At 58.1% G+C, this 21907-nt stretch carries 21 protein-coding genes and 1 pseudogene; 6 read left to right on the top strand and 16 right to left on the bottom strand.

Going from position 1 to position 21907, the window contains the following annotated elements; translation table 11 throughout:
• Nucleotides 1-11 precede the first annotated feature (11 nt).
• The 13 genes from AC5FXY_RS12920 to AC5FXY_RS12980 all read right to left on the bottom strand — a co-directional run bounded on the left by AC5FXY_RS12920 (nucleotide 12) and on the right by AC5FXY_RS12980 (nucleotide 13625).
• Nucleotides 12-1223, bottom strand: a complete 1212-nt coding sequence (locus AC5FXY_RS12920) for a hypothetical protein (protein ID WP_493557101.1) — start codon at nucleotides 1221-1223, stop codon at nucleotides 12-14.
• Between the two features lie 35 nt (nucleotides 1224-1258).
• Nucleotides 1259-2284, bottom strand: a complete 1026-nt coding sequence (locus tag AC5FXY_RS12925; RefSeq protein ID WP_493557102.1) for a nucleoid-associated protein — start codon at nucleotides 2282-2284, stop codon at nucleotides 1259-1261.
• A gap of 74 nt (nucleotides 2285-2358) precedes the next feature.
• Nucleotides 2359-7368: a DNA repair ATPase gene (locus AC5FXY_RS12930; RefSeq protein WP_493557103.1), complete on the bottom strand. Its 5010-nt coding sequence runs from the start codon at nucleotides 7366-7368 to the stop codon at nucleotides 2359-2361.
• Between the two features lie 110 nt (nucleotides 7369-7478).
• On the bottom strand, nucleotides 7479-7868 hold the full coding sequence (locus AC5FXY_RS12935) for an endonuclease domain-containing protein (RefSeq protein WP_493557104.1): 390 nt from the start codon (nucleotides 7866-7868) through the stop codon (nucleotides 7479-7481).
• 233 nt (nucleotides 7869-8101) lie between these two features.
• Nucleotides 8102-10270 (bottom strand): flotillin family protein, encoded by a 2169-nt coding sequence (locus tag AC5FXY_RS12940; protein WP_493557105.1) that lies wholly within the window; start codon nucleotides 10268-10270, stop codon nucleotides 8102-8104.
• Nucleotides 10271-10319: 49 nt separating this feature from the next.
• A complete protein-coding gene (locus AC5FXY_RS12945; protein WP_493557106.1) occupies nucleotides 10320-10469 on the bottom strand; it encodes a hypothetical protein in 150 nt (49 codons plus the stop codon).
• 1 nt (nucleotide 10470) lies between these two features.
• Complete coding sequence (locus tag AC5FXY_RS12950; RefSeq protein WP_493557107.1) at nucleotides 10471-10872, bottom strand: PH domain-containing protein; 402 nt, start codon at nucleotides 10870-10872, stop codon at nucleotides 10471-10473.
• A 151-nt stretch (nucleotides 10873-11023) separates the two neighbouring features.
• Nucleotides 11024-11665: a hypothetical protein gene (locus AC5FXY_RS12955; RefSeq protein WP_493557108.1), complete on the bottom strand. Its 642-nt coding sequence runs from the start codon at nucleotides 11663-11665 to the stop codon at nucleotides 11024-11026.
• A 95-nt stretch (nucleotides 11666-11760) separates the two neighbouring features.
• Nucleotides 11761-11982 carry a hypothetical protein gene (locus AC5FXY_RS12960; RefSeq protein ID WP_493557109.1) on the bottom strand — a complete coding sequence of 74 codons (222 nt, stop codon included), beginning with the start codon at nucleotides 11980-11982 and terminating at the stop codon, nucleotides 11761-11763.
• 28 nt (nucleotides 11983-12010) lie between these two features.
• Nucleotides 12011-12232: a hypothetical protein gene (locus tag AC5FXY_RS12965; protein WP_493557110.1), complete on the bottom strand. Its 222-nt coding sequence runs from the start codon at nucleotides 12230-12232 to the stop codon at nucleotides 12011-12013.
• 26 nt (nucleotides 12233-12258) lie between these two features.
• Nucleotides 12259-12432: a hypothetical protein gene (locus AC5FXY_RS12970; protein WP_493557111.1), complete on the bottom strand. Its 174-nt coding sequence runs from the start codon at nucleotides 12430-12432 to the stop codon at nucleotides 12259-12261.
• A 20-nt stretch (nucleotides 12433-12452) separates the two neighbouring features.
• Nucleotides 12453-13172, bottom strand: a complete 720-nt coding sequence (locus AC5FXY_RS12975) for a PspA/IM30 family protein (protein WP_493557112.1) — start codon at nucleotides 13170-13172, stop codon at nucleotides 12453-12455.
• Between the two features lie 54 nt (nucleotides 13173-13226).
• Nucleotides 13227-13625 (bottom strand): YbjN domain-containing protein, encoded by a 399-nt coding sequence (locus AC5FXY_RS12980; protein WP_493557113.1) that lies wholly within the window; start codon nucleotides 13623-13625, stop codon nucleotides 13227-13229.
• Nucleotides 13626-13805: 180 nt separating this feature from the next.
• Between AC5FXY_RS12980 and AC5FXY_RS12985 the strand changes: the two genes are divergently transcribed.
• From AC5FXY_RS12985 to AC5FXY_RS12995, 3 genes and pseudogenes are all read left to right on the top strand, one after another.
• A complete protein-coding gene (locus AC5FXY_RS12985) occupies nucleotides 13806-14576 on the top strand; it encodes an XRE family transcriptional regulator (protein WP_493557114.1) in 771 nt (256 codons plus the stop codon).
• 86 nt (nucleotides 14577-14662) lie between these two features.
• Complete coding sequence (locus AC5FXY_RS12990) at nucleotides 14663-15130, top strand: MaoC family dehydratase (protein WP_493557115.1); 468 nt, start codon at nucleotides 14663-14665, stop codon at nucleotides 15128-15130.
• Between the two features lie 97 nt (nucleotides 15131-15227).
• Nucleotides 15228-15299 (top strand): annotated as a pseudogene (locus AC5FXY_RS12995) (PEP-CTERM sorting domain-containing protein); the annotation flags it as partial.
• A gap of 47 nt (nucleotides 15300-15346) precedes the next feature.
• Here the strand turns inward: AC5FXY_RS12995 and AC5FXY_RS13000 are convergent.
• Nucleotides 15347-15763, bottom strand: a complete 417-nt coding sequence (locus AC5FXY_RS13000; protein ID WP_493557116.1) for a DUF3592 domain-containing protein — start codon at nucleotides 15761-15763, stop codon at nucleotides 15347-15349.
• Nucleotides 15764-15973: 210 nt separating this feature from the next.
• Here AC5FXY_RS13000 and AC5FXY_RS13005 point away from each other — a divergent pair, with 210 nt between their 5' ends.
• Complete coding sequence (locus tag AC5FXY_RS13005) at nucleotides 15974-16567, top strand: TetR/AcrR family transcriptional regulator (RefSeq protein WP_493557117.1); 594 nt, start codon at nucleotides 15974-15976, stop codon at nucleotides 16565-16567.
• 79 nt (nucleotides 16568-16646) lie between these two features.
• Nucleotides 16647-17573 (top strand): alpha/beta fold hydrolase, encoded by a 927-nt coding sequence (locus tag AC5FXY_RS13010; RefSeq protein WP_493557118.1) that lies wholly within the window; start codon nucleotides 16647-16649, stop codon nucleotides 17571-17573.
• Between the two features lie 53 nt (nucleotides 17574-17626).
• Here AC5FXY_RS13010 and AC5FXY_RS13015 read toward each other — a convergent pair whose 3' ends face one another.
• A complete protein-coding gene (locus tag AC5FXY_RS13015) occupies nucleotides 17627-18637 on the bottom strand; it encodes a J domain-containing protein (RefSeq protein WP_493557119.1) in 1011 nt (336 codons plus the stop codon).
• A complete protein-coding gene (locus AC5FXY_RS13020) occupies nucleotides 18618-19586 on the bottom strand; it encodes a histone deacetylase family protein (RefSeq protein ID WP_493557120.1) in 969 nt (322 codons plus the stop codon). Before AC5FXY_RS13020 ends, AC5FXY_RS13015 begins: the two co-directional genes overlap by 20 nt.
• 353 nt (nucleotides 19587-19939) lie before the next feature.
• On the opposite strand from AC5FXY_RS13020, the gene AC5FXY_RS13025 reads away from it, so the two are divergent.
• Nucleotides 19940-21787 (top strand): glycoside hydrolase family 15 protein, encoded by a 1848-nt coding sequence (locus AC5FXY_RS13025; protein ID WP_493557121.1) that lies wholly within the window; start codon nucleotides 19940-19942, stop codon nucleotides 21785-21787.
• Nucleotides 21788-21907: the final 120 nt, after the last annotated feature.

Genomic DNA, 21907 nt, shown 5'->3' on the forward strand with positions numbered 1-21907 from the left:
GCCTTTGTGTGCTAATGTCCTTGATGAACATAATACATGCGTGCTAAAGCATAAACAAGTAGTATAGTTGTTATTATAAATTTAATGGCTACTGATGAGAAATATTGTTGAGCAAGGAAAAGATTAAATAAGCAACCTAGAAAAGTCAGTATTGCTACAAAAATGTAAACTAAGTTAGTTGTGCTATTAATTCTTCTCTCAATTTTTGCTTGTTCAATTTCGATTATCGAGGAATCTAGTCCAGATTTCTTGGATATGACGTCGAAGTCTCTCTTGAAGTCTTGCTTTATTTCTTGAATGTCTTTGAAATATAATGTCTGTATGTGGATTGTAAAGAATACATATACTGTAAATGCAATTCCTATTAAGAGGATTATAAATGGATTATTTATTTTATATGTTGCAAATATTGTAGCGGAAATAGAGATAGGTACAGCTACTAGCTGAGTTGTTACTTTACCTAGTATCTCTCTCAAGGAAGCAAAATATTTATCCTTTTCGCTGTATAGCTTGGATCTGAAGCTTTCCCAAGAAAAATTTTTAACGTACAACTCAAACTCTTTATCAGCTTCTTTAACAATGTTGTCTAATTGTAGTATTGATTGTAAAAAATGTTTGTCTTGCGTGTTTTTGATAAAATCAGCAAGTTGATTTTTGAAAAACAACTCAAAATTTTTATCGGATAATTTATTGATAGTTGATTTTATAGATATGGAGAAATCTATCTTGGAATCCAGCAGAGGGAGTAATGTTGGATATGGTAGCTTGAATACACCCTTAGTTGCTGTGTGAAAAACTAACTCATGTGCAATGTCATTGTTGTAATCACATATCTTAGTCAAAGCATTTTTCCATTCAGCTTCGGCTGCTGTATTAGTAATAAAAAATGAATCTAGTTCGGTGTTTGTTTTTCCATTGTCATATGATAGATATGAATCATTGTAAAAGATTATATTGAAAGAATGAGATAATATGCTGCCGTCACCAAAATTTTTTAGAAAGTGATTAGTGTCGTAAAAAACTCTACACGGGAACCCAAGGTTGCTCAACTCAAGCATGATCTTAGTATCTGTAAGATCATCAAAGTCTATACCTGAATTGCTAAGTAGCTTAGTATAGTCATGAAAAGCTTCACGTGACCTGAAGTCCACCAGAAAAGCACTTCCTGTGAACTCCAAGTTGAACTTAGATAGCTCTGATAGCAGCTGTAGCTTTGTTCTCATACCCAAGACGACAATATAAGTTGCAAGTAAGTTTCCTAATCTTTTTGGGAAGATACACTTTCTTGGCGAATCTTGTTAGCAAGGGCTTCAGAGTTGATAGTAATCAGGTTGGGATGCGAACTGCTGATTGTAACAATCTCATGGAGAGCTTTTAAAGGAAAGGACAAAACAATGTTGTCAGCTGCAACTTTGATGGTAGAAAACCTAGTCAAAGTCTTAGAGTCCGCCTTAAACAGTCCACTCATTTCAATATGATTCTCCAATACATATCTTGCAATATATTCTTGATTATTGAATAAAGCATAGCTAAGTTGATTTATGTCAACTGTACGTGAGTTGTCTTTTATGAAGCGAAAAGCTTTGTTCAGAATGTCTTCCCTGTTAATTTCTATGCCATTTTCATCTAGTGGTAAATCTATTGTGCTTAGTACCTTGTGTAGTGCTTTTGTATCGGTAACGTTGTCAGTGTTGTTGTCTGTTGATATCCAATCGTTGAAAAACTTAGAAACTTCGTCTTTACGGCTGTCAATAAAGCTAAGATATCGGTTGTTGCTTTGGCTATTGAAAACACTATTATTTATGCGGCACCCCATTGCAATTTTTTCAAAATCGATATGAAATGTGTCATTTATCTTGAATGAGCCATTTGTCTCATCTTTTTTAAATAATACCCCTTTCTTCTCTCTGATAATATATATGCCAGTGTAATCCTGTCCGTTTTCGAATTGTGCGAAAACAACATATCCTCCTTTTGCAGGTGGTACAGCTGATATGCGTTGTTCTAAATCGATTATAACTTCTTTTGTAAAAGCTATAAATTGTTCTTCACATTGATTTGAATGAAACGTCTCATACGTGCTTGGGAAAATTGTTCCAGTGCCAAATTTTGCATAAGTTATTTTAGTTCGATTTTGTGTGCTATACCGATCATTCAACTCTTCTACTAAGCGCTGAGACGAATCGTCAATTGGTAGTAAAGCGTTCGATAACTCAAGACTAGTTGTTGTAGAATGTTGGGTTTTATGTAACTGGTGAACGATTATGTGTTTGATACTGAGCATGAGAAGAAACGCTGTAGAATTGAGAAGAATGTGACTGCAATCTAAGCAGATTTGCAAGTGGTTAGAGTGAAAAACTATTTGTGTTGCAGCACCTCCCGAATCCCGCTCAGCCCGCCCGCAATAGCCTCCAGCTTGGTGAGCACCTGGAGCACCTGGCCGGCTTGGGAGTTGCGCAGGTTGTCTTGGTAGGTGTGCTTGATCTGCTGCCAGCGCTGGGCTTGCTCGGGGGTGAGCCAGCTGAGCAGCTCGCGGAGCTTGAGCAGGTTGGCTTCGGTGGCGCTGGTCAGGGTTTGGGCTTCGCTTTCGTAGTGGGTGGCCAGCAGCTGCTCGATTTCCTGCTCGTTCATGACGGGGCGGACTTTCTCGGCCAGCTTGTTCATGTTGCGGTAGGAGCCCTGGAGCTTGAAGGGCGGCTCGGTGCGGTAGGCGTCAGCCTGGGCGGCGGAGGCGATGTAGGCGGCGTTGACGCGGGCCACCACGTCGCGCAGGCGCAGCAGCTTCTGGAGCACGGCCACGTACTCGTTGAGCTCCTCGGGGGCGTGGTTGCCCTCGAAGGCGAGGCCTTCGGTGGGGCCGTGCTCGGCGAGGCGGAGCAGGGCGGGTAGGTCCTGCGGGGCCTGGGTGGCGAGGCGGGCCAGGGCGGCGTTGCTGGTGAGGGCGTTTTCGAGGTAGGAGAGGCGGAAGGCGTCTTCGGATCCTGCGGTTAGCACGTCGCCGAGGTTGTAGATGTCGGCGCGGTTGGCCAGCATGTCGGGCAGCTTGAACACGTCTCCCGTTTCGGTGTAGGGGTTGCCGGCCATCACCACGCACACCTTGCGGCCGCGGAAGTCGTAGGTGCGGGCGCGGCCCTGGTACACGCCTTCAATCTTGCGCTGGGCGTCGCAGAGAGAGATGAACTTCTGCAAAAACTCGGGGTGGCAGTGCTGGATGTCGTCGACGTAAATCATCACGTTGTCGCCCATCTCGAAGGCCAGGTTCAGCTTCTCCAGCTCCTGCCGCGCCCCGGCGTTGGGGGCCTGGGCGGGGTCCACGCTGGTCACGGCGTGGCCGATGGCCGGGCCGTTGATTTTCATGAAAATGAGGCCGAGGCGGTTGGCCACGTACTCGAGCAGGGTGGTTTTGCCGTAGCCGGGCGGGGAGATGAGCAGCAGCAAGCCCATGAGGTCGGTGCGCTTGCCCTCGCCGGCCGTGCCGATCTGCTTGGCCAGGTTGGCGCCGATGAGGGGCAGGTAGACTTTGTCGATGAGCTGATTGCGCACAAAGGAGCTGAGCACGCGGGGGCGGAAATCGTTGAGGCGCATGTCCTCGGCGGCTTCTTGCAGGAGCTGCTTTTTCAGCTCGGCAAACTGCTCAAATTGCGGCACGGTGTGCTGCCCGTAGTGGTGCAGGCGGCGGCGGAAGTGCGGGAAGTTGAGGGTGTAGCTGTGGTCTTCCTGAATGCGCGGGTGCGAGCCGCGCAGGCCGGGCAGCACTTCGGTCAGGGGCATGCGCACCACGCGCTCGGGCGCGTAGCTGCGGGTAGCGAGCAGGGCGGCCGCTTCGTCGCGGTACTCGGCCAGGGCGGGGGAGCCCGCCTGTTGCAGAAACGCCTGCAGCCACTGCCGAATCAGCTGGTACTGCGCCGTGGGCTGCTGGGCCAGGGCGCTTACCGAGGCCTCAAAAGTATCGGCGGCGCGTCGCTCCTTCAGCTGCTTCAGGAACGCCTCGTGCAAGTCAGCGGCTTCGGCCGAAGTCGTGAACGGCGTCGGCTTGGCTTGAATGCGGTCGACCGTGAAGCTGCCGCGGCCTTCCACCAGCCCGCTGGCGCTGCTAGCCACCGGCGCCGGCAGGGCACCGAGCGGTGACGGCCCGTGCTGCTGAATCAGCTCGTGCAGCAGGTAGGGACCGGCTTCGGCTACGTCTTCGCTGGTAAACAGCCCGGTGCTCTGGGCAAACTGCTCGATGCCGCTTTGCAGCTCGGCGGCGAGCTTGCCGGTTTCCTGCGCATCGGGGAATACTTGCAGCAGCAAAGCCAGGCCCTGAATCTGGTGCAGCCACTGCGCCTTTGGCTCCGGGGCGGCGAAGCGGTGCCAGTAGAGGCTGGCGGCGGCGCGGGTTTCGGTGGGGTAACGCAGCAGGCCGGTGGTGCGGGTGAGGCGGACGAGGGCCGCGAGAATCTGGGTGGCGTCGTGGTCGTGCACGCCTTTGAGGTAGCCTTCGGCGTAGCGCGGGGCCATGTGCTGCTGCACGTAGGCGAGCAGCTCGGCGGGGCTCAGGTGCTCCAGCTCGGCTACGGATAGCGTGGCGGGGCGGCCTTCCGCAGCGGGCTGGGGGTGCTGGGCGGCTTGCAGCAGGTGGTAGGCCAGGAACTCGGCGCGGTACACGTCGTGGTTTTCCGAGGGCAGGGTTTGCTCCCACACGGGGCGGGCCTGCTGCACGGCGTCGCTTTCCACCACGCGGTAGAAGTTGGTACCGGTGAGGTGGTAGTGCAGCTGCCCGTCGCGCAGCACCAGGGTAAGCTCCAGCGGTTGGGTGTTGACGGTGAAGGTGTGCGGGCCGAAGCGCACGGCCTGGCCGCCGTCCACGAAGAGGTCGGCGCGGTCCTTGAGCTGGCGCACGGCATCTTCGCGCACCGTTTTCAGGCGCGACTGTAGGTCGTCGGCTTTCACGGCGTCGCCGAGGGCCAGCAACTCGTCCACGGTGCGGCGCACTTTCTCCACCATCACATCGGCGGCGAAGTAGCCGTTGATGTCTGCCACCGACGTGAGCTTGGTCACGCGGTTGTGCACGGCTTTGAGCATGCGCTCGGCCGAGGAGAGCAAGGCGGCGGCGCGCTGGTTGCGGGAAGCCACCAGGCTTTGCTTGCGGGCCTCGAAGGCTTCGTAGGCTTCTTCGCGGCGGGTGGCGAGCTGGCTCAGGAACTGGTCGAACTCGGGGAATTTGCCCTCCAGCTCTTCCAGCTGCACCATCAGGCGGGAGAGGTACTCGTCGCACTTGGCGGGCGTGTCGGAGAGGTCGAGGTAGTTGACCAGCGCCTGTTCGAGCAGCTTGAGCTGGGCCGCAAACTCGGCCTGGGCCTCGGTGCCGGCCAGGGCTTGGCGGCGGCGCTTGAGGGCGGCGCGCAGCTGGTTGAAGCCGGCGTAGATGCCCGAGATGTTGTCGATGATGCGCGTGGTCTGCGTCGGGTCGGCAATAGGCAGGTTGCCTACCACTTCGATGAGCAGTTCCAGCTCGGCGGCCACGGCGTTGAGGTCCTGTTCGAGGCGGTTGGCCTCGGTCACAGTCGGCACCTGTTCGATGCCGGCGCCCAAGGCGGTTACGCGCTCGGCGTAAGGCGTGAGGGCGTCGTCGCGCAAAAGGAAATCCACCGTGCGCTGGGCCACTTCCTGCGAGAGGTTTTGCAGCTCGGTGGCGGCGGATTCCACGGCGGCGGTGTCCACGTAGCGCAGCTCTTTCAGCGAAATGACTTCGCCGCGCACCTGGCGCAGGTTGGCCAACTGCGTCACGTACTCCTGCACCTCGGTGGCATCGGCGGTGCGCTTGATGTAGTCGCGCAGTTCCTGGGCACGGCCGAGTACCTGCTGCGTCTGTTCCTGGGTGCTGCGGCGGATGCGCTGCACCTTGTCGAACTCCTCCACGGCCGAGGTGGCGGCCTGGCGGATGTCCTGGAGCGGTTCGGCCAACTTTTCGGCGCCGGGCTCGGCTAGCCAGTGGTAGGAATCGGATAGAGTAGTGGTGCGCCGAATCAAGTCCAGGTACAGACCGGTGTAGGAGTCGTCCTTGCCGATGAGGGTGAGGACTTCCTGCGCTTCGGCCATGGCCCGCACGATTTCCTTGTTGCCGAGCTTGCCGAGGTAGCCGTCCTGCACGGCGGGCAGTTGGAAGTCGGGGGCAGTATAGGGCGTCTGCCAGATTTGCACCGCGTGGTGCTTTTTGGGCTCGTCGTCGGCGCGGAAATAGCACAGCTCGCCGTTCTCGAACAAGGCGTAGCCGTGGCACACAATGGGCGCGGCCACCTTCTGGCTGATGAGGTTGTAGGAGAGGAGCAGGTACAGGCCGTTGTCCTTCTGGAAGAACACGTACAGGAAATCCTCGCCGTTGGGCGAGGCCACGCGCTTCTCGAACACCAGCTCCGAGGGCACGTTCTCGAACTGCTTGCCGTCGCCGGTTTGCAGGTAATAGCCGTGGGGGAAAATGAGGCCGTGCCCGTCGGGCAGCAGCACGCAGGCGTCGGCCAGCGCGTCGAGGCGCTGGGCCTGGCGCAGCTTGGTGTTGTAGAGGAAGTAGCGGAAATCCGGCTCTTGGTAGGGCCGAATCTTGAGCAGCACCAGCTGGCCCACCACCGCGTAGTGGATTTCGGCGTCGTCTAGGGTCTGGTCCTTGTTGTCGACGGGCTCCGAGTAGATGCCCTGCCCGGTCTTGGTGTTGTCTTCGACCTTGATAGTCAAGTCGCCGCCCACCGTCTCCACGAACACCTTGTCCTCGATGCTGATGTGCGGGTGCTTGCCGGCGCGGTGCATGTCGCGGGTGGCGCGCTTCCACTGGAACTCGTGCTGAGCCGGGAAGGTGTACTCGTGGTCGGAGCGGTTGTCGAGGTACACCAACGACTCGCCCTGTACCAGCCACTTAAAAGTCTTGATGTCGTTGGCCGTCTTGCCCACCCGAAACACCATGAACAGGTGCTGCCCGCGCTGGGCAAACTTCACGAAGCGGGTCTTCTTGTAGTACTTATACAGGTTGCGCAGCTCCTCCAGGAAGGCCTTGTCCTGAATCAGCTCCAGCCCCACGGGCCGAAACTCCGGCCGCTGGTACTGGTACACCCCGAACACGTCCTGCAAATCGACCTCGGTTTTGAGGCCCAGCAGCACGTTGTAGCCGAACAGGAACTTGTCGCCCAGCGCCACCATGTCCATCGGCACGCAGTTGTGCTCGGTGGTAATGCGCCCGGTGCCCAGCAAGGCCCAGTCCAGGGCCCCGAACACCTGCTTGCGGGCTGTATTGAGCTTGTCAAGACGCACGCGTAGCTCGGTGCCGCCCTTGGAGAGGCGGTTGCGCAGGATTTCGTAAGTGCCGGTTTCGAGTTGGGGAGCGGCGGTAGTTTCCATATCGGGGAGCCCACGCGGGCAGTACTAAAAGCTAGAGCGAAGCCTAAGGGAAAGGCTAGAATTAAGACTAGTTCCCCTCCTCAGATGAGGAGGGGCTAGGGGTGGTTGACCTATCGTTGCACGTCGGCATCAACCGTCGTAAATGCCGCCTGAATAGCAGCTAATACACTTTCGATTTGAAGCACTATAAACTTGTTCTCGAACCGCAGCACGCGCAGGCCTAAACCATTCAGGTAATTGGTTCGCACCACGTCATTCGCTTCGCCGCTAACCATAAAATGACTCGCCCCATCCAACTCAATCACCAAGTTCTCGCTAGGGCAGTAAAAGTCCACGATGTAAGGCCCGATGCTGTGCTGCCGGCGAAACTTGCGCCCGGCGAGCTGACTTCGTTGCAGCGCCCGCCACAAGAGTGCTTCCGCTTGGGTAGCATGGGTGCGTAGCTGGCGCCGCGCGTCCTTCTTATGGCCTAGGTTGTGGACGTGCTCAGTATCAGCCATAGTTATAAGTCTGTATAAAACTAAAACTAGGACTAGCTCCCCTCCTCAGATGAGGAGGGGCTGGGGGTGGTTGATGAGCTAGAATTAAGTCTTAGTTCTAGATCCTGTTCTATGGAAAGTCAACCACCCCCAACCCCTCCTCATCTGAGGAGGGGAGCTAGTCCTAGCTTTAGCTTTCTAGAAGGCTAGTTCCCCCTCTCCGCAGGGAGAGGGGGCTAGGGGATGAGGTCCCGCTAATTCAACGAGCTCAGCGCTTTGTCGGAAATACCTAGCATCTTGGCCGTGCCCGCCAGCTGCGTAATCGTGCTGCGCGTGGCATCGTCATTAGCCTTGTTCATCATCTGCAGCAGCAAAGCCGAGATGCTCAAGTTTTTGACGTCATCCGAGCTCAGCCCGAACTGGCTCACAAACTTGCCCAGGTTAGTCTTGAAGTCAGCGCCACCGGCGGCATCCAGCGGGAAGAAAGTATCCTTCACGGTGGTCAGCACCTGGGAGTTGCCCACGGCGCGGTCGATGCTCTTGCCCTTGGTGATGGAGCCAATGATCTGATCGAAGAACATGGTCTCGCCACCCACGATGTCGATTTTGGCAGCTTTCAGCGCCTCGGCAATAACGCCCGACTGCGCGGCCGCAATATCCTTCTGGATGCTGATTTCGGCCAGTTCCACGGCTTGGTCCTTGGCCAGACGCAGCTTAAACTCCTCGTGCTCTTTGCCCACGCCGTCGAGCTTTTTCATGGCGTCGGCTTTGGCTTCGATGCCCTTGGCTTCGGCTGCGAACTTCTCCTCGTTCACGCGCACTTCGGCCAGGCCCTTCTTCTGCTGGGCGTCGGCCATGGCGTCGATGACTTCCACTTCGACCATGGATTTCTCGCGGGTCACCTTGGCAGCTACGATACCCAGCTTCTCGTCGGCTTCGGCCTGGGCCAAGCCTTTGGCCTGAATAGCCTGTGCTTCGGCGGCTGCGGTAAGCTGCAGCACGGTGGCTTCGGTTTCGCCTTCTTTCTGGCGCGCTACGGCTTTGGCCTGCATCACTTGGGCTTCGGCTAAGCCCACAGCGGAAGCTTTCGAGGCTTCGGCTTCGGCCAGGGTACGGATGGCCTGAGCCTTAAACTCGGCAGAAGCTTTTTCGGCTTCGGCATCAATCAACGCCTGCTTGGCGCGTAGCTCAGCAGCTTGCTTTTCCATGTCGGCCGTGCCTACAAAGCTGATGGCTAGGGCGTCGGTTTCCTGCTTGGCCTTGGTCACAGCCACCAGCTTTAGGCGTTCGGCTTCAGCTTGGGCGCGGGTGTCCTTGATTTTTTCTTCCTCCTGCACCGTGGCCTTCTCCACCGCAATTCGCTCGCGGATGATGGCCTGAATGTTCTTGCGCTCCTCTTCCAGCGCCTTTTCCTTCTCGATCTGAGCCAGAGCTACGATACGCTCCCGCTCGTTGGCTTCCAGTTCCTTGGCCTGGGCCACGCGCTCCGTTTCCACGGCGTCGGTGCGCTGCTTGTTGCGCTCGGCCACCAGAATCTGCCGGTCGCGGTTTTGCTCGGCCACGCGCACTTCTTCCTCCGTGGTCAGGCGGGCGCGCTCCGATTTGAGCGTTTCCTCTTGCTGTACCTTGGCAATTTCCGCCGACTCGCGGGCCCGGATGCTGGCAATTTCGCGGCGCTGCTTTTCCTGATTTTCGGTCAGCTGCTTTTCCAGTTGCAGGATGGTTTCCTGGGCCTCCACGTCCTGCTTCTTGATGGTCTTCTGCGTTTCGCGCTCAATGTGGTTGGCCTGAATCTTCTGCTCCGACGTCAGCGCGATAATCTTCTTAATGCCCTCGGCATCCAGAATGTTGTCGTGGTTGAGCGCCGTCAGCGGCGTCTGCTCCAGGTAATCGATGGCGCAGTCGTCGAGTACGTAGCCGTTCAGGTCCGTGCCGATGGTGCGCAGAATCTCCTGCTTGAACTGCTCCCGCGAGTTGTACAGCTCAATGAAATCAAACTGCTTGCCTACGGTCTTCAAGGCCTCCGAGAATTTGGCGTCGAAGAGGTTTTCCAACGCGCCGGGGTCCGAAGCACGGCGGCAGCCGATGCTCTGGGCCACCTGAATTACGTCCTCGGTGGTCTTGTTGACGCGCACAAAGAAGTTCACCTTCACGTCGGCGCGCAGGTTGTCTTTGCAGACGAGGCCTTCCTTGCCGTGGCGGCCGATGACGATGGTTTTAAGCGTGATGTCCATCACCTCCAGCTTATGGAGCACGGGTACCACGAAGATGCCCGAAAAGGACACCCGGGAGTCGCCGAGGCCGGTGCGCACCAGGGCCTCGCCCTGCACGGCCTTCTGGTACATCTTCACCACGATGGCGATGATGCCGAGTAGGAAGAGGCCGGCTATAACGAGCACGGCCATAGATAGTTGTTCAATCATGTAAGTAGGAGGTAGAGTTTTGTCAGAGGAAGGAGCAGAGGTCTTAAAATCAGGAAAGCAGCGCCTTGATGATGGTGCCCAAAAGGCTGCCCATGGCGTGAAAGAAGGTGGCAAAAAACTGATCCACCAGCGGGGTTACCAGCAGTCCGAAGACGACATCACTGGCCTGCTGCGTCAGGGCATTCAATTGGTCCGTCATGTCAGGAAAGTTGAATGTGGGGATTGAGCTGCTTCAAGGCATTCAGAAAGGCCGCTTGGTCGCGCGGCGAAATCAGCACCCAGTCGTACTTGTTGTAGCTGATATTCAGACGGTCGAGGGAAGGCGCTGGCGAGCTGAGCGGGTTGCGCGAAGGCACCACGCGGCGGATGCCCTGCACCGGCACGCGCCAGCGGAAAGGGCCCGACTGGATGCGCAGCTCGGCATCGGTGAGCGTGTAGCGGGTGCCCAGCACCACGTACAGGATAAAGCCAATTGCGCCCAGGGTAAGCAATGCCCCCGCCCATTGGTTATCGAAGAGGCCGTAGACGACCGTGCCGGACATAAATAACAGGATCGGTCCAAACAGCCACCAGCTGATCTTAGCTGGAAAAATGCGTTTCATATGGGTAGCGAGGTCAGGTAAAAAACTCGAATAACATTTCCGCCGCGTGGGCGGCGCCCTTCAGGGCTTTCAGTAGTAAGCCACCGCATTCAGTCAGCGGCTCCAGCTAGTCCGCCCAGCGAGAAGGCTTTGGCGCGTCGTTCATCACGATTTAGTGGGCGTCGTAGGGCTCAATAAGGTAGCAGCGGCGTTCTGCGTCGTAGTCGATAACCAGGGCCGTATCGCCCTTGCGCAGGGCGGCGCCCGAGGCCGAGCGCACGTTCAGCGTCAGCACGGAGCCTTCGGCCCGCACGCTGGCCTGGCCCAGCTGCTCCGCCGAGGTCGGCAGCAGCACCGTGCACACCTTGCCAATGGGCTTGGCGCCGGCCGAGGCGTCCTTTTCCAGCGTCGCGAAGAGCTTCACGAAAGGCGTGGTCAGCACTTTCGAGACGAGCAGGCTACCCAGCAGCAGCGGCGCCAAGAACAGCAGCCCAAGTGCGAAGGAAGCGTTGTGCGTGTAGTAGTTCAGCAAGATGCTGCCCACCCACAGCGGCAGGGCCACAAAGCCCAGAAACACCATCAACGGCACGCGGCCCAGGTTGAAAAAGGCCAGCGCGTTGTTGAGCCAGTCTACGCCCATGTGCGCGTGGTGCGCATCGTGGTGTACATCGGCGTCGTGGCTGATTTCGAAGTCTAAGGTCTTGAAATCCAAGATGCCCACGATGACCGTCAGCCAATACAGGAGCACGAAAACGAGCAGCCCGGTGGCAATTAGATTAGGTGGAGAAACAGCGGCGCGTAATAGTTCGGTCATAAGCATAACTAGGGCAGCTTAAAGGTAAGCGAATTGCCGCGTGCCGTAAACCCGAATGAGGTGTCGGGTAAGCTAAATTTCGGTTATACCCCGCGCTATATAGGGGCCTGTAGGCGCCGCAGCTCGGTTTCCAGCCCTGCATTCCGGGCAATCAGCCGGCGTTTGTGCCGGTGGTTGGCAATGCCGTACAGCCCCATGCCCGATGTCAGTAGTAAGATAGCCAGGCCGGCCTCGATGCGGTGCAGCACGTGCAGCACAACTGCGGTGTAAAGCAGTGCCATGGAGGCGTAGTGGAAAATCTTTTCGGTGGTGTTCATGGACGGGGCTGGGAAGAAGGGTGAGCCACTAAGCGGAAGGCCGAAGGCGTTGCAGCTCGTCTTCGAGCTCCTTGTTGCGGGCGATTAGCCGCCGCTGGTAACGCTGAGTGCCAATGCCATACAGGACTAAGGCTCCGGTAAGCATCAGCCTGGATGTACTGCTATCAATGAAGTGCAGCACGTGCAGGATGACGCCCGTAAAGAGCATCGCCATGGAGGCGAAGTGGAAGTACTTTTCGGTGGCATTCATGGTAGGAGCCAGGGAAAGGGGGCCGGTTAGGCTCTGGTGCGCTTATGGTAACGCGCTACGGAAGCCATCAGAAAAGTAAAGCCGAATAGCACGAGGGTGGGCGCTAGCGAGGCAACTCCCCAATGTGCGGTGCGGGCGCTGAGGCTGATCAGAAACAAGACCCCGGCAATGCAGAGCAGGTTTTTCTCGTGGCGGTTCATGGCGTCCGAGTCGGGGTCGGTTAGGCTTGCGGCTGCTCCGTCAGGCCAAGTTTCTGCTTCAGGGCCTGCAAGTCAGCCGTGGCCTGGCTGCCGGCAGTCTGGCCCAGTGCCTTATCGATTTCGGCATCGATGGTCTTGCTATCCTGCGCGATTTCGCCGTACGACTCGGCCAAGGCTTCCTCCACTGCAATCTTCTCCTTCATGCGCTCCAGCAAGGCCACCGTACCCGAGGAGTCAAGCTGCGCCAGCTGCTTGTTGATGGTCTTGGTGGCGGTGCTCACCGTCACGCGGGCCTTCAGCGTTTTGAGCTCGTTTTCCCACTTGCTGATGGTTTGTTTCAGCGTCTGCACGTTCTGGTCCAACTGCTGAGCCGAGGCCTCAAACTTGCGCTGGTCTTCGGCGGCACGCGTCGCCTGCACTTCGTTCTCGGTTTTCTTCAGAAGGGCTTCGCTGGCGAGGCGGTCGGCTTCGGTGGTGGCCAGGTCGCCCTTGTGGGCGCGCTGCAGCAGCAGTACGGCCTTGTTTTCGTAGTCGAGGGCCTTGCTGCGGAAGCTCTCAGCATCGTTGCGGCTGCGGATGCCCATGGCTTTCACTTCGGCCAGTGCGTGCAAGCTTTTGTCGAGGTCCTGGCGCAGGTCGCGTAGGCCTTGCTCGGTCATTTTGATCGGGTCTTCGAGCTGGTCGATGGCCGAATGCGACTCGGCCTGGCCGATTTTGAAGAGGCGGGAAAAGATGTTCATGGTTTTGATGGGTTGTGGTACTGTTTAAAGGGAAGGGAAGCCGTCCTGCAGAACTCAGCCTCTGCTCATCTCAATCAAATCGTCCGAAAACTCCGTCAGCAGCAGGCTCAGCGAGTTCAGCACCGCTTCCAGCTCCGACTGGTCCAGTGTCTCAATCTGCAGCGTGTCGCGGAAGATGACCTTCCGTCCTGTCTCATCCAGCACAAAAGCGCCGTGGATGATGTCGCGGTTTTTCTGTAGCAAGCGCCGATACACCGTTTCGGATGGGGCCGGCAGCTCCAGCAGGTACTGCTCCATAATAAGGAGCGGATCGGCGCAGCCCAGCACCAGGTTGCGGATGCCCAGCTCCGGGTTGTCGACCACCAGCACGCCGTCTTGCTCGTCGGAGTGGCGGAGCTCGAAGCCCAAGGCCTGCAGGTAGCTCTGAATGGTAGCGAAGTAGCGGTTGGCCATCGGCAGGAATAGAAGGAGGTGAGATGTAAGGTTGAGGTAAGCTAGGAGCCCTGTAAGGCGGTGCTCAGAAAAGTAGCGGTGGTAAGCGTCGCTTGCAGTATTCGTGCTACATTTACGATGCAATAGTAATGGAAGTTTTAGGTATGCTCAAAGTTTGAGCGATAAATTTTTTCTTGCTTCATGTCCTATATCGGGAAGAACATTCGAAAGATAAGAGCGGTTAAGAAGCTGAGCCAAGCTGCTTTCGCTGAATTATTTGGCTTGGCCCGGCCGAGCGTAGGAGCGTATGAAGAGGGTCGTTCGGAGCCAAAAATGGAGACGCTGATTCAGATTGCTCAGTATTTTGGCTTATCAGTTGACTTGCTACTAACAAGAGAACTTACCGTCAACGACCTCTATCGTTTCGATATTTTTCAGCAGGAACTGAAGGCTGCTCCGCCGCCCGATGTAAAGGCCGAGGCCGACAAGCAGCAGCACATCACGCCCCTGGTACCTGCCGAGCGTATGCTGGAATACATCGTGCATCACCACGACCCGGCTTTCGTGGACGAACTGCAAACGCTCACGTTTCCGCACCGCCTTGGGCCCACTACCCGTGCTTTTGAGCTAACCGGCGCTGATATGCAGCCCACCCTGCGCCACCAGGACGTGGTACTCTGCTGCCCCATCGACCGCGCCGCACCCGTCATGCGCGTGGGGGAGATGTATGCATTCGTGACCCAAAACCGCCTGCTGGTGCGCCGCCTCGCTGAGCGCCTGCCCGATGCGCCAGTGCTCAAACTACGAGCCGATAATCCTGACTACCCTGTGCAGGACTTCGAGCTGGCGCAGGCGCTGGAAATCTGGGAGATAAAGGCGGTGTTCAGTACCCATCTGCGCCCGCCGGCGGTCCTCGAAGATCGGGTGGCCAAGCTGGAGCGGCAGCTAGAGGAGCTGCAGGCGCGGCTGTAGAGCCGCGCTGCCGGCCTATATTTCGGCTTCAACAAGCAACTCAGTGGGCGTAAAGTCCGCCGAGCCGTCATACTGAACCTTACTCAATGAGTCAATTGATCATTCGCAACCTGGCCGAACTCGAGCAGTACGAGGGGCAGGAATTGGGCGCTTCTGCCTACCACCAGATTACCCAGGCTCAAGTCAACAGCTTTGCGGCGGCTACGCTGGACCACCAGTGGATTCACGTAGATGCGGAGCGGGCCCAGCGCGAGTCGCCTTTTGGCGGCACCATTGCCCACGGCTACCTCACGTTGGCCCTGCTGCCGTATCTCTGGACGCAGATCGTGAGCATCGAAAACCTGAAGATGCAAGTGAACTACGAAATCGAGAGCTTGCGCTTCAATCAGCCGGTGGCGGTAGATAGCGAGGTGCGGCTAATAGCTAAGCTGCTGTCGGTGAAGAACCTGCGCGGTATTGCCAAGGCCCGCATCGAGGTGATTCTCGAAGTTAAAAACAGCAAGAAGCCAGCCTACACAGGCATCGTGACGTTTCTGTACCATTTCGCTGAATAGTGTTGTCGCCTTGGGTTGAGTCGATGCAACAAGCCTGAGCCTCAGTAGAAGGCCAACGATAGGTGTAGCAGTCGTTGCTGGCCTTTCCGCATAAAACGAACCCAGCCGGGTGCTGCTCCTATTGGGCGCAGCGTCCGGCTGGGTTCGTTTTAGGAAGTCTGGGTCGTGAAAAGGAAAGATTGAGCAGTGTGAGGAACCTTAAGCGCACACGCCGGGCTAATCATAGTGCTCGAAGATGGGCAGATACCCCATAGTCTGCAGCGCGCCCACGCTGGCGAATACTAGGCCGATGACGACAAGGGTCGTGGCGCCGCCGGCAGTTGCCTTGGCTAGGTCCACGTTCTCAGGGTAGAGTGGGTCGTAGATTACCTCTATCTCCTGGCCTACTTCGTACTGCCCGGCATCGGCAGCCGATTCCGTTTTGGCCTCGATTACGTGGTTGTCGAGCGTTGTAAAGCGGACTTTCGGGGTGAATAGCTGGCGCGAGGGAATCAGCGCAACAAGTGTAGCGACGGTCTTTACGCCGCGTTTTTTACGGGCCAATTGAGTGGCGCGACCATACATCCCGGCGCCCACAAAGAAGGCGCCCATGATAAGAAAGATGACTGACTCGCCGTGGAAGGTGAAGGACATTGGATAAGGTTGAGGTCTGCAAGGGCGTAAGCTAAGCGTAGTGCGTAATAGACCCAAAATCCTTCTCTGGACCTATCCTTGATAACCTGCTTTTCAAAAGATCAGGCAGGAATTACATAACCCCAGACTCCGTCCCTTCAAATGGGTAGGAGTAAGATTAATTGATACTTCGTTTGCTTACTTATTAATAAGTAAGTACGTTTGGGCACTATGACGGCTCGCCCTACTGCATCTGCTTTCGATACCCGTACCCGCATCCTCGACCTCGGGGAGCAGCTCTTGCTGGCACGAGGGTTCAATGCGTTTAGTTACCAGCACATTGCCAAAGAGCTGGACGTGAAACCGGCGGCCATTCATTATCACTACCCCAGCAAGGACGACCTTGGAGTGGCTATTATTCGGCGGCAACTCGGGCGCCTGCGCAAGTGGCGCGGCCTGCCCCGCGTGACGGAGCTCAACCCAGTGGAGCAGTTTGATGCCCTGATTGATGTGTACCGCCACCGCGTGGCCGAGCATCAGCAGGTTTGCTTTTTTGGGGCTTTGGCTGCCGAGTTTCAAACGCTGCCGGATGTAATGCAGCAGGAGCTGCGCGTCCTGAATGCCGAGCTGACCGAGTGGTTGGCGGGCGTGCTGGCTGCCGGGCACGCCGCAGGCACGCTGCACTTTCGCGGCCACCCCGTGAGCAAAGCCGCGCAGGTGCTCACCACGCTGGCCGGTGCTGTGCAGGTAGCCCGTGTGCACGATGAAAAGCAGTTTCAGCGCATCGTGGAGCAGGTGCGGCTGGAGTTGCTGGAGCCGGCCTAAATCCCAGGTTTTTTCCTCCTGTGAAATAAAGGGCGCGGCGTCCGTGCCCTCATGTGTCACCTTATAACATACCCCGGTTATGGTGAATACGTATTCGCCTGCGTACGACAGCATCGCGGCCATGAACCCACCTACCGCCGATTCCTCCGGGTTTCGTTACGCTGAGCCGCCGGGCATCGGGCTGGTGCGGTTGAAGTTTCGCCTGCTGGCGGCATTGTCTACGGAGCTGGCTTTTCGGGAAGCCTGGCGCATGTTCTGCACGCCGCGCCGTCTGCCGCGCAAAAAGTGGGAAGACGCGGCTTTGGCCACCGCCCGGGCTTTTGAAGTGCCATTTGAGAAAGGCTCTTTGGCTGCTTATGAGTGGAACCCAGCGGGCCTACGTACCGTGCTGATGGTGCACGGCTGGGAACACCGCGCCGCTTTTTGGGGGGTGTTTGTGGATGCGCTGGTGCGGGCCGGCTACCGCGTGGTGGCCTTCGACGGGCCCGCGCACGGTGCCTCTACCACGGGCCGGAGCACCACGCTGCCGCAATTCGGGCGCGCTACCCAAGCCGTAGCCGATTATGTAGGCGAAGTCTGGGCCGTTATCAGTCACTCCTTCGGGGCGGCTACCACCGCCGGGCTGCCGGTGCAGTTCAACCAGGGCCACGGCCTGCCGCGCCTCGTAATGATGAGCGCGCCGGGCAGTACGCCCGCCGTGGCCCGCCGTTTCGCCGATTTGCTGCGGCTTTCGCCCAAGGTGCTCGACCGCATGGCCCGGTTCGTGCGCGAGCAGCACGGCCGCGATGCCGAAAGCTTCAGCCTGACGCAGGCCAGCCAGCACGTGCACGCCGAACGCGCCATGCTTCTGCATGACTGCAACGATGATTCGGTGCCCTTTACGGAGGCGCAGGAAGTAGCCCGCAACTGGCCCGGCCTGGACTTTCGCCCGACGCACGGCCTGGGTCACAACCGCATCATGCGCGACAAAGGCGTGATTCGGCAGGTGGTGGATTTCTTGCGGTAACTGGGCTGAAGCGCGGACTTGCAGAGTCCGCGCTTGAGGCGTTTCAGGCCAGGTTAGATTTCCTCCTGGCCGGCGGCATCCAGCTCGCGCAGCAGTTGCCGTAAGTCCTCGGGCTCCCGGATGGCTTGTTGCACCAGCGTCAGGTATTCGGCCTCACCGCGCAGGCTGCGTTTGAGCTGGCGCAGCTCGGCTTCCTGCTTTTTGCCGGTACCCATAAAAGCGTTTCGGTCGCCGTACTTGAGCTGCTGCAGCCGCAGCTTCAGCTCCACTTGCTGCTGCTGCAGCGCACGGGCGTAGCGCAGCAGCACCTCCTCTGATTCAGCATCGGCCGCCCCGTTGTTGTGCTCGGCCAGGAGCTGGAGCAGGGCGTAAAGGTCGTCGGCTTCGTAGGCTTCGGTGATGCGCTTCATGCGCTCGGTTTTCTGGCGGGCCAGGTCTGGGTCGCGTTCCAGGTCGGGGTGATTGGCGCGGGCCAACTGGCGGTACACAGCTTTGGCATTGCCCTGCAGGCGCTGCTGGTCGGCTCTCAGGGCCTGAGCATCAGCTTCGGCTTGCCGCTCGGCCTTGGTTTTGCGCTTGCCGTGTTGATGTGCATGGTGCTCGGCGTGCGACTGATGCGGTTCGGTTTCTGATGCCCTTTTCGGTTCTGTGGAACGCGGCTTAGGCGCGTAGCGACTGATCAACTCACCGACATCTTCCCCAAACCGGTCGCGCAACGATAGAGCATTGCGCAGCAATAGTTCCTCGATGCGCTGCTCCTCGCCACGGTTGAAGTAGCCGGTGGTCAGGGCTTGTTCCAGGGGCTCAAACAAGCTGCGCCGTTGCGCTACCACTGCATCGGCCAAGGGGCCTACTTGGCGCCAGTATTTGTTTTTGGCTTCGCGCTGCGCTTCTTCCAGCTCTTTCACTTGAGTCCGCAGGTTCTCTACGTCCTGCACGGCTTGCCGGAAGGCCTGCTGGGCCGGGGTGCCCACGGGCTCATCGGGCTGGCCGTGCAGGCCCACACCGCGTTGCGGAACTGGGGTGTTCTTGGCGTCGAACTGTTCAAAGGGCGGAATGGGCATGCGGGCGGTCGGCGAGAGTTGGGTCGGGCAAAGGTCGGCAGGACGCGGCGCCCCACAAGGCGTACGCTACCGCGAAGGTGTTGCAGTGGGCGTCCACGATATCGGCGATGCGCTCGGAATAGCCGCCGCCCATGCTCACGGCCACCGGCAGGCCTTGCGCGTGGCACAGTCCCAGCACAAATTCGTCGCGTTGGCGGCAGCCCGTGGGGGTGAGGGCCAGCTTGCCGAGCTTGTCGGTAGCCAGCACATCCACGCCGGCCTGATAAAAGATAAAATCGGGCTGAACCTGCGCTACCAGCGCCGGAAGCGTGTCTTGCAGCAGCTGCAGGTAGGCCGCGTCGGTCATGCCCAGCGGCAGCTCAAGGTCGAGGTCGGACTGCTCCTTGCGCAGCGGGAAGTTGGCGCCGGCGTGCATGCTGAAGGTGAACACCCGCGGCTCGTTCCGAAAAATGGCCGCTGTACCGTCGCCCTGGTGCACATCTAAGTCGACCACCAACACCTGGCTTACCAGACCGTGTTGCAGCAGGTGCATGGCTCCGATGGCAATATCATTGAGCACGCAGAAACCCTCGCCGCGGTCGGCAAAGGCGTGGTGGGTGCCACCAGCGCAGTTCAGCGCCACGCCGTCGCGCAGGGCCCGCCGCGCCGATTGCAGCGTGCCGGCCGAGGAGCTTAAGGAGCGCTGCACCAGCTGTTGGCTTTGCGGCAACCCCAGGCGGCGCACCTCGGCGGAGGAGAGGCGCAACTCGCGCACTTTGTGCCAATACTCAACCGTGTGCACCCGCAAAATGTCTTCCTCGGGGCACAGGCCCGGATCATAAAAGTCCTCAAGCGGCGCGATGCCCTGCCACAGCAGCTGCTCGCGCACCAGCTCGTATTTGGCAATGGGAAAGCGGTGCCCGTGCGGCAGCTCAATGGTGTAGCGGTCAGAAGTGGCGAGGCAGGGCATCGGGGGCAATGGTCATTTATCCGGAGCAATGATAAATGAACAATACGCGGGCTGCGCCAGAACGACCCGTTTGGGTAGGGTCGGTTAAGTGTGGCTGATAGTCATCGAACGGCAAAGCAGACCGTCATGTCTCAGCTTCGCCCGGCATGACGGGTCAAAAGTGCTCTGTCAAGCGTCATCACCAACTTCCGGCTCAGCTTGGTGTTGTTAGCAACGCCTCAGGTACAGGCGGCTCTCACTCGATAACCCGCCACACAAATCATCCTAGGCAGCCATTGGGCGGCTTGAGTGGCAAACTCGGCAACGGATGCGCGTTTTCCGTTAAGCCACCCACGATCATGCCGCATTAACTCATGAAGCAAAACACCCCGCTGGAAGACTACGGCCTAATCGGCAACCTGCACACGGTGGCCCTGGTCTCCAAAGCTGGTTCGCTGGACTACCTGCCGTTTACTCGCTTTGACTCCCCAACCGTGTTTGCGGCCCTGCTCGATGCCGAAAAAGGCGGCCACTGGATGCTGGCACCGACTGCCCCGGATACGCGCAGCAAGCAACTGTACCTGCCCGAGTCCGGCGTGCTGCTCACCCGGTTTTACACTACCGATGGCATTGCCGAGCTCACCGACTTCATGCCCATCAAGCGCGACGAGCAGAACTGCGCCGTGGTGCGCATGCTGCGCGTAATCAAAGGCGAAGTGGAGTTTCACCTGGACTGCCAGCCGCGCTTCGATTACGCCCGCACCGCGCACGAAGTCCTGACTCGGGACGATGGCAGCCTGCTCTTTCGCAGCTGCGGCCCGGATGGCTTTCAGTTCCGCCTGCTCGGCGACCTGCCTTTGGCCGGTACCGCCACCGGTGATGCCACCGGTTGCTGGCGCCTCAAGGCCGGCACTACGGCCAGCTTCGTCATCGAGGCCATGCCCGTCGACGATCCATCCTTCATTGCCCGCGACCTGGCGCATTACACCGATGCAGCCTTCCACGACACGCTGAGCTTCTGGCAAACCTGGGTGGAAAGTAGCACCTACACCGGGCGCTGGCGCGAAATCGTGCTGCGCTCGGCCATCACCCTGAAGCTCCTGACTTCGTTGGAGTTCGGGTCTACCGTGGCCGCTGCCACTTTTGGCCTGCCCGAGCGTGTGGGCGGGCCGCGCAACTGGGACTACCGTTACACCTGGATTCGTGACGCAGCCTTCACCATGTACGCGTTTCTGCGTCTGGGCTTTATGCAGGAGTCGAAGGCCTTTCTGGGCTGGATCATGGCGCGCTGCCAGGAGCTGGAGCAGGCCGGCGACCTGCAACTGATGTACGCCGTCGACGGCAACGCCCACCTGCCCGAGGCCGAACTGCCGCACCTGGCCGGCTATGGCCACTCGCAGCCGGTGCGCATTGGCAACGCGGCCGCGCAGCAATTTCAGCTCGATATCTACGGTGAGCTGCTTGATACCGTGTACCTCTATAACAAGTACGGCGGCGCCATCACCTATGACTTCTGGCAGCAGGTGTGCCGGTTGATTGAGTACGTGGCCCAGAACTGGCGCCGGGCCGACCACGGCATTTGGGAAGTGCGCGACGAAGACCGCGAATTCCTGTCGGGCAAGCTCATGTGCTGGGTGGCGCTGGACCGCGGCATTCGCATGGCGCGGGACCGGTCGTTTCCGGCGCCGGTGGTGGAGTGGCTGCGCGTGCGCGACGAAATCTACGCCGAGGTGTACCACGAGTACTGGAACGAGGAAAAGCAGTCATTTGTGCAGTCCAAAGGCAGCGACGTGCTCGACGCGGCCGCGCTGCTGCTGCCGCTGATGCGCATGTTTAGCCCAGCCGAGCCGCGCATGCAGGCCACGCTTCAAGCCCTGGAAAAGGAGCTGGTGCTCGACTCGCTCATGCACCGCTACCGCCTCGACAACGGCGCCACCGACGGCCTTACCGGCGAAGAAGGCACGTTCACGATGTGCTCGTTTTGGTACATCGAAAACCTCTCCCGGGCCGGTCAGGTGGACAAAGCCCGGCTGCTGTTCGAGAAGCTGCTCGGCTTTGCCAGCCCTTTGGGGTTGTATTCGGAGCAGATTGGGCCCCGGGGTGAGCAAGTGGGTAACTATCCGCAAGCCTTTACCCACCTGGCCCTGATCAGCGCTGCTTTCCAGTTAAACCGGGATTTGGACGACGCCACAGACCGAAAGACCTCGCGCCGGACGCTGTGAAATTCGGTGTGGGTGCGGCTGACCTGTAAGCTGCCGATACCCGAATGCCTTTGCTGCTGACGGGCTGAAGGCTGGGAATCAAGGATGGTGAATAGGGCCTAACAACCAATCTGAGGAGTC

The organism is Hymenobacter sp. FMD4 (assembly GCF_058932745.1).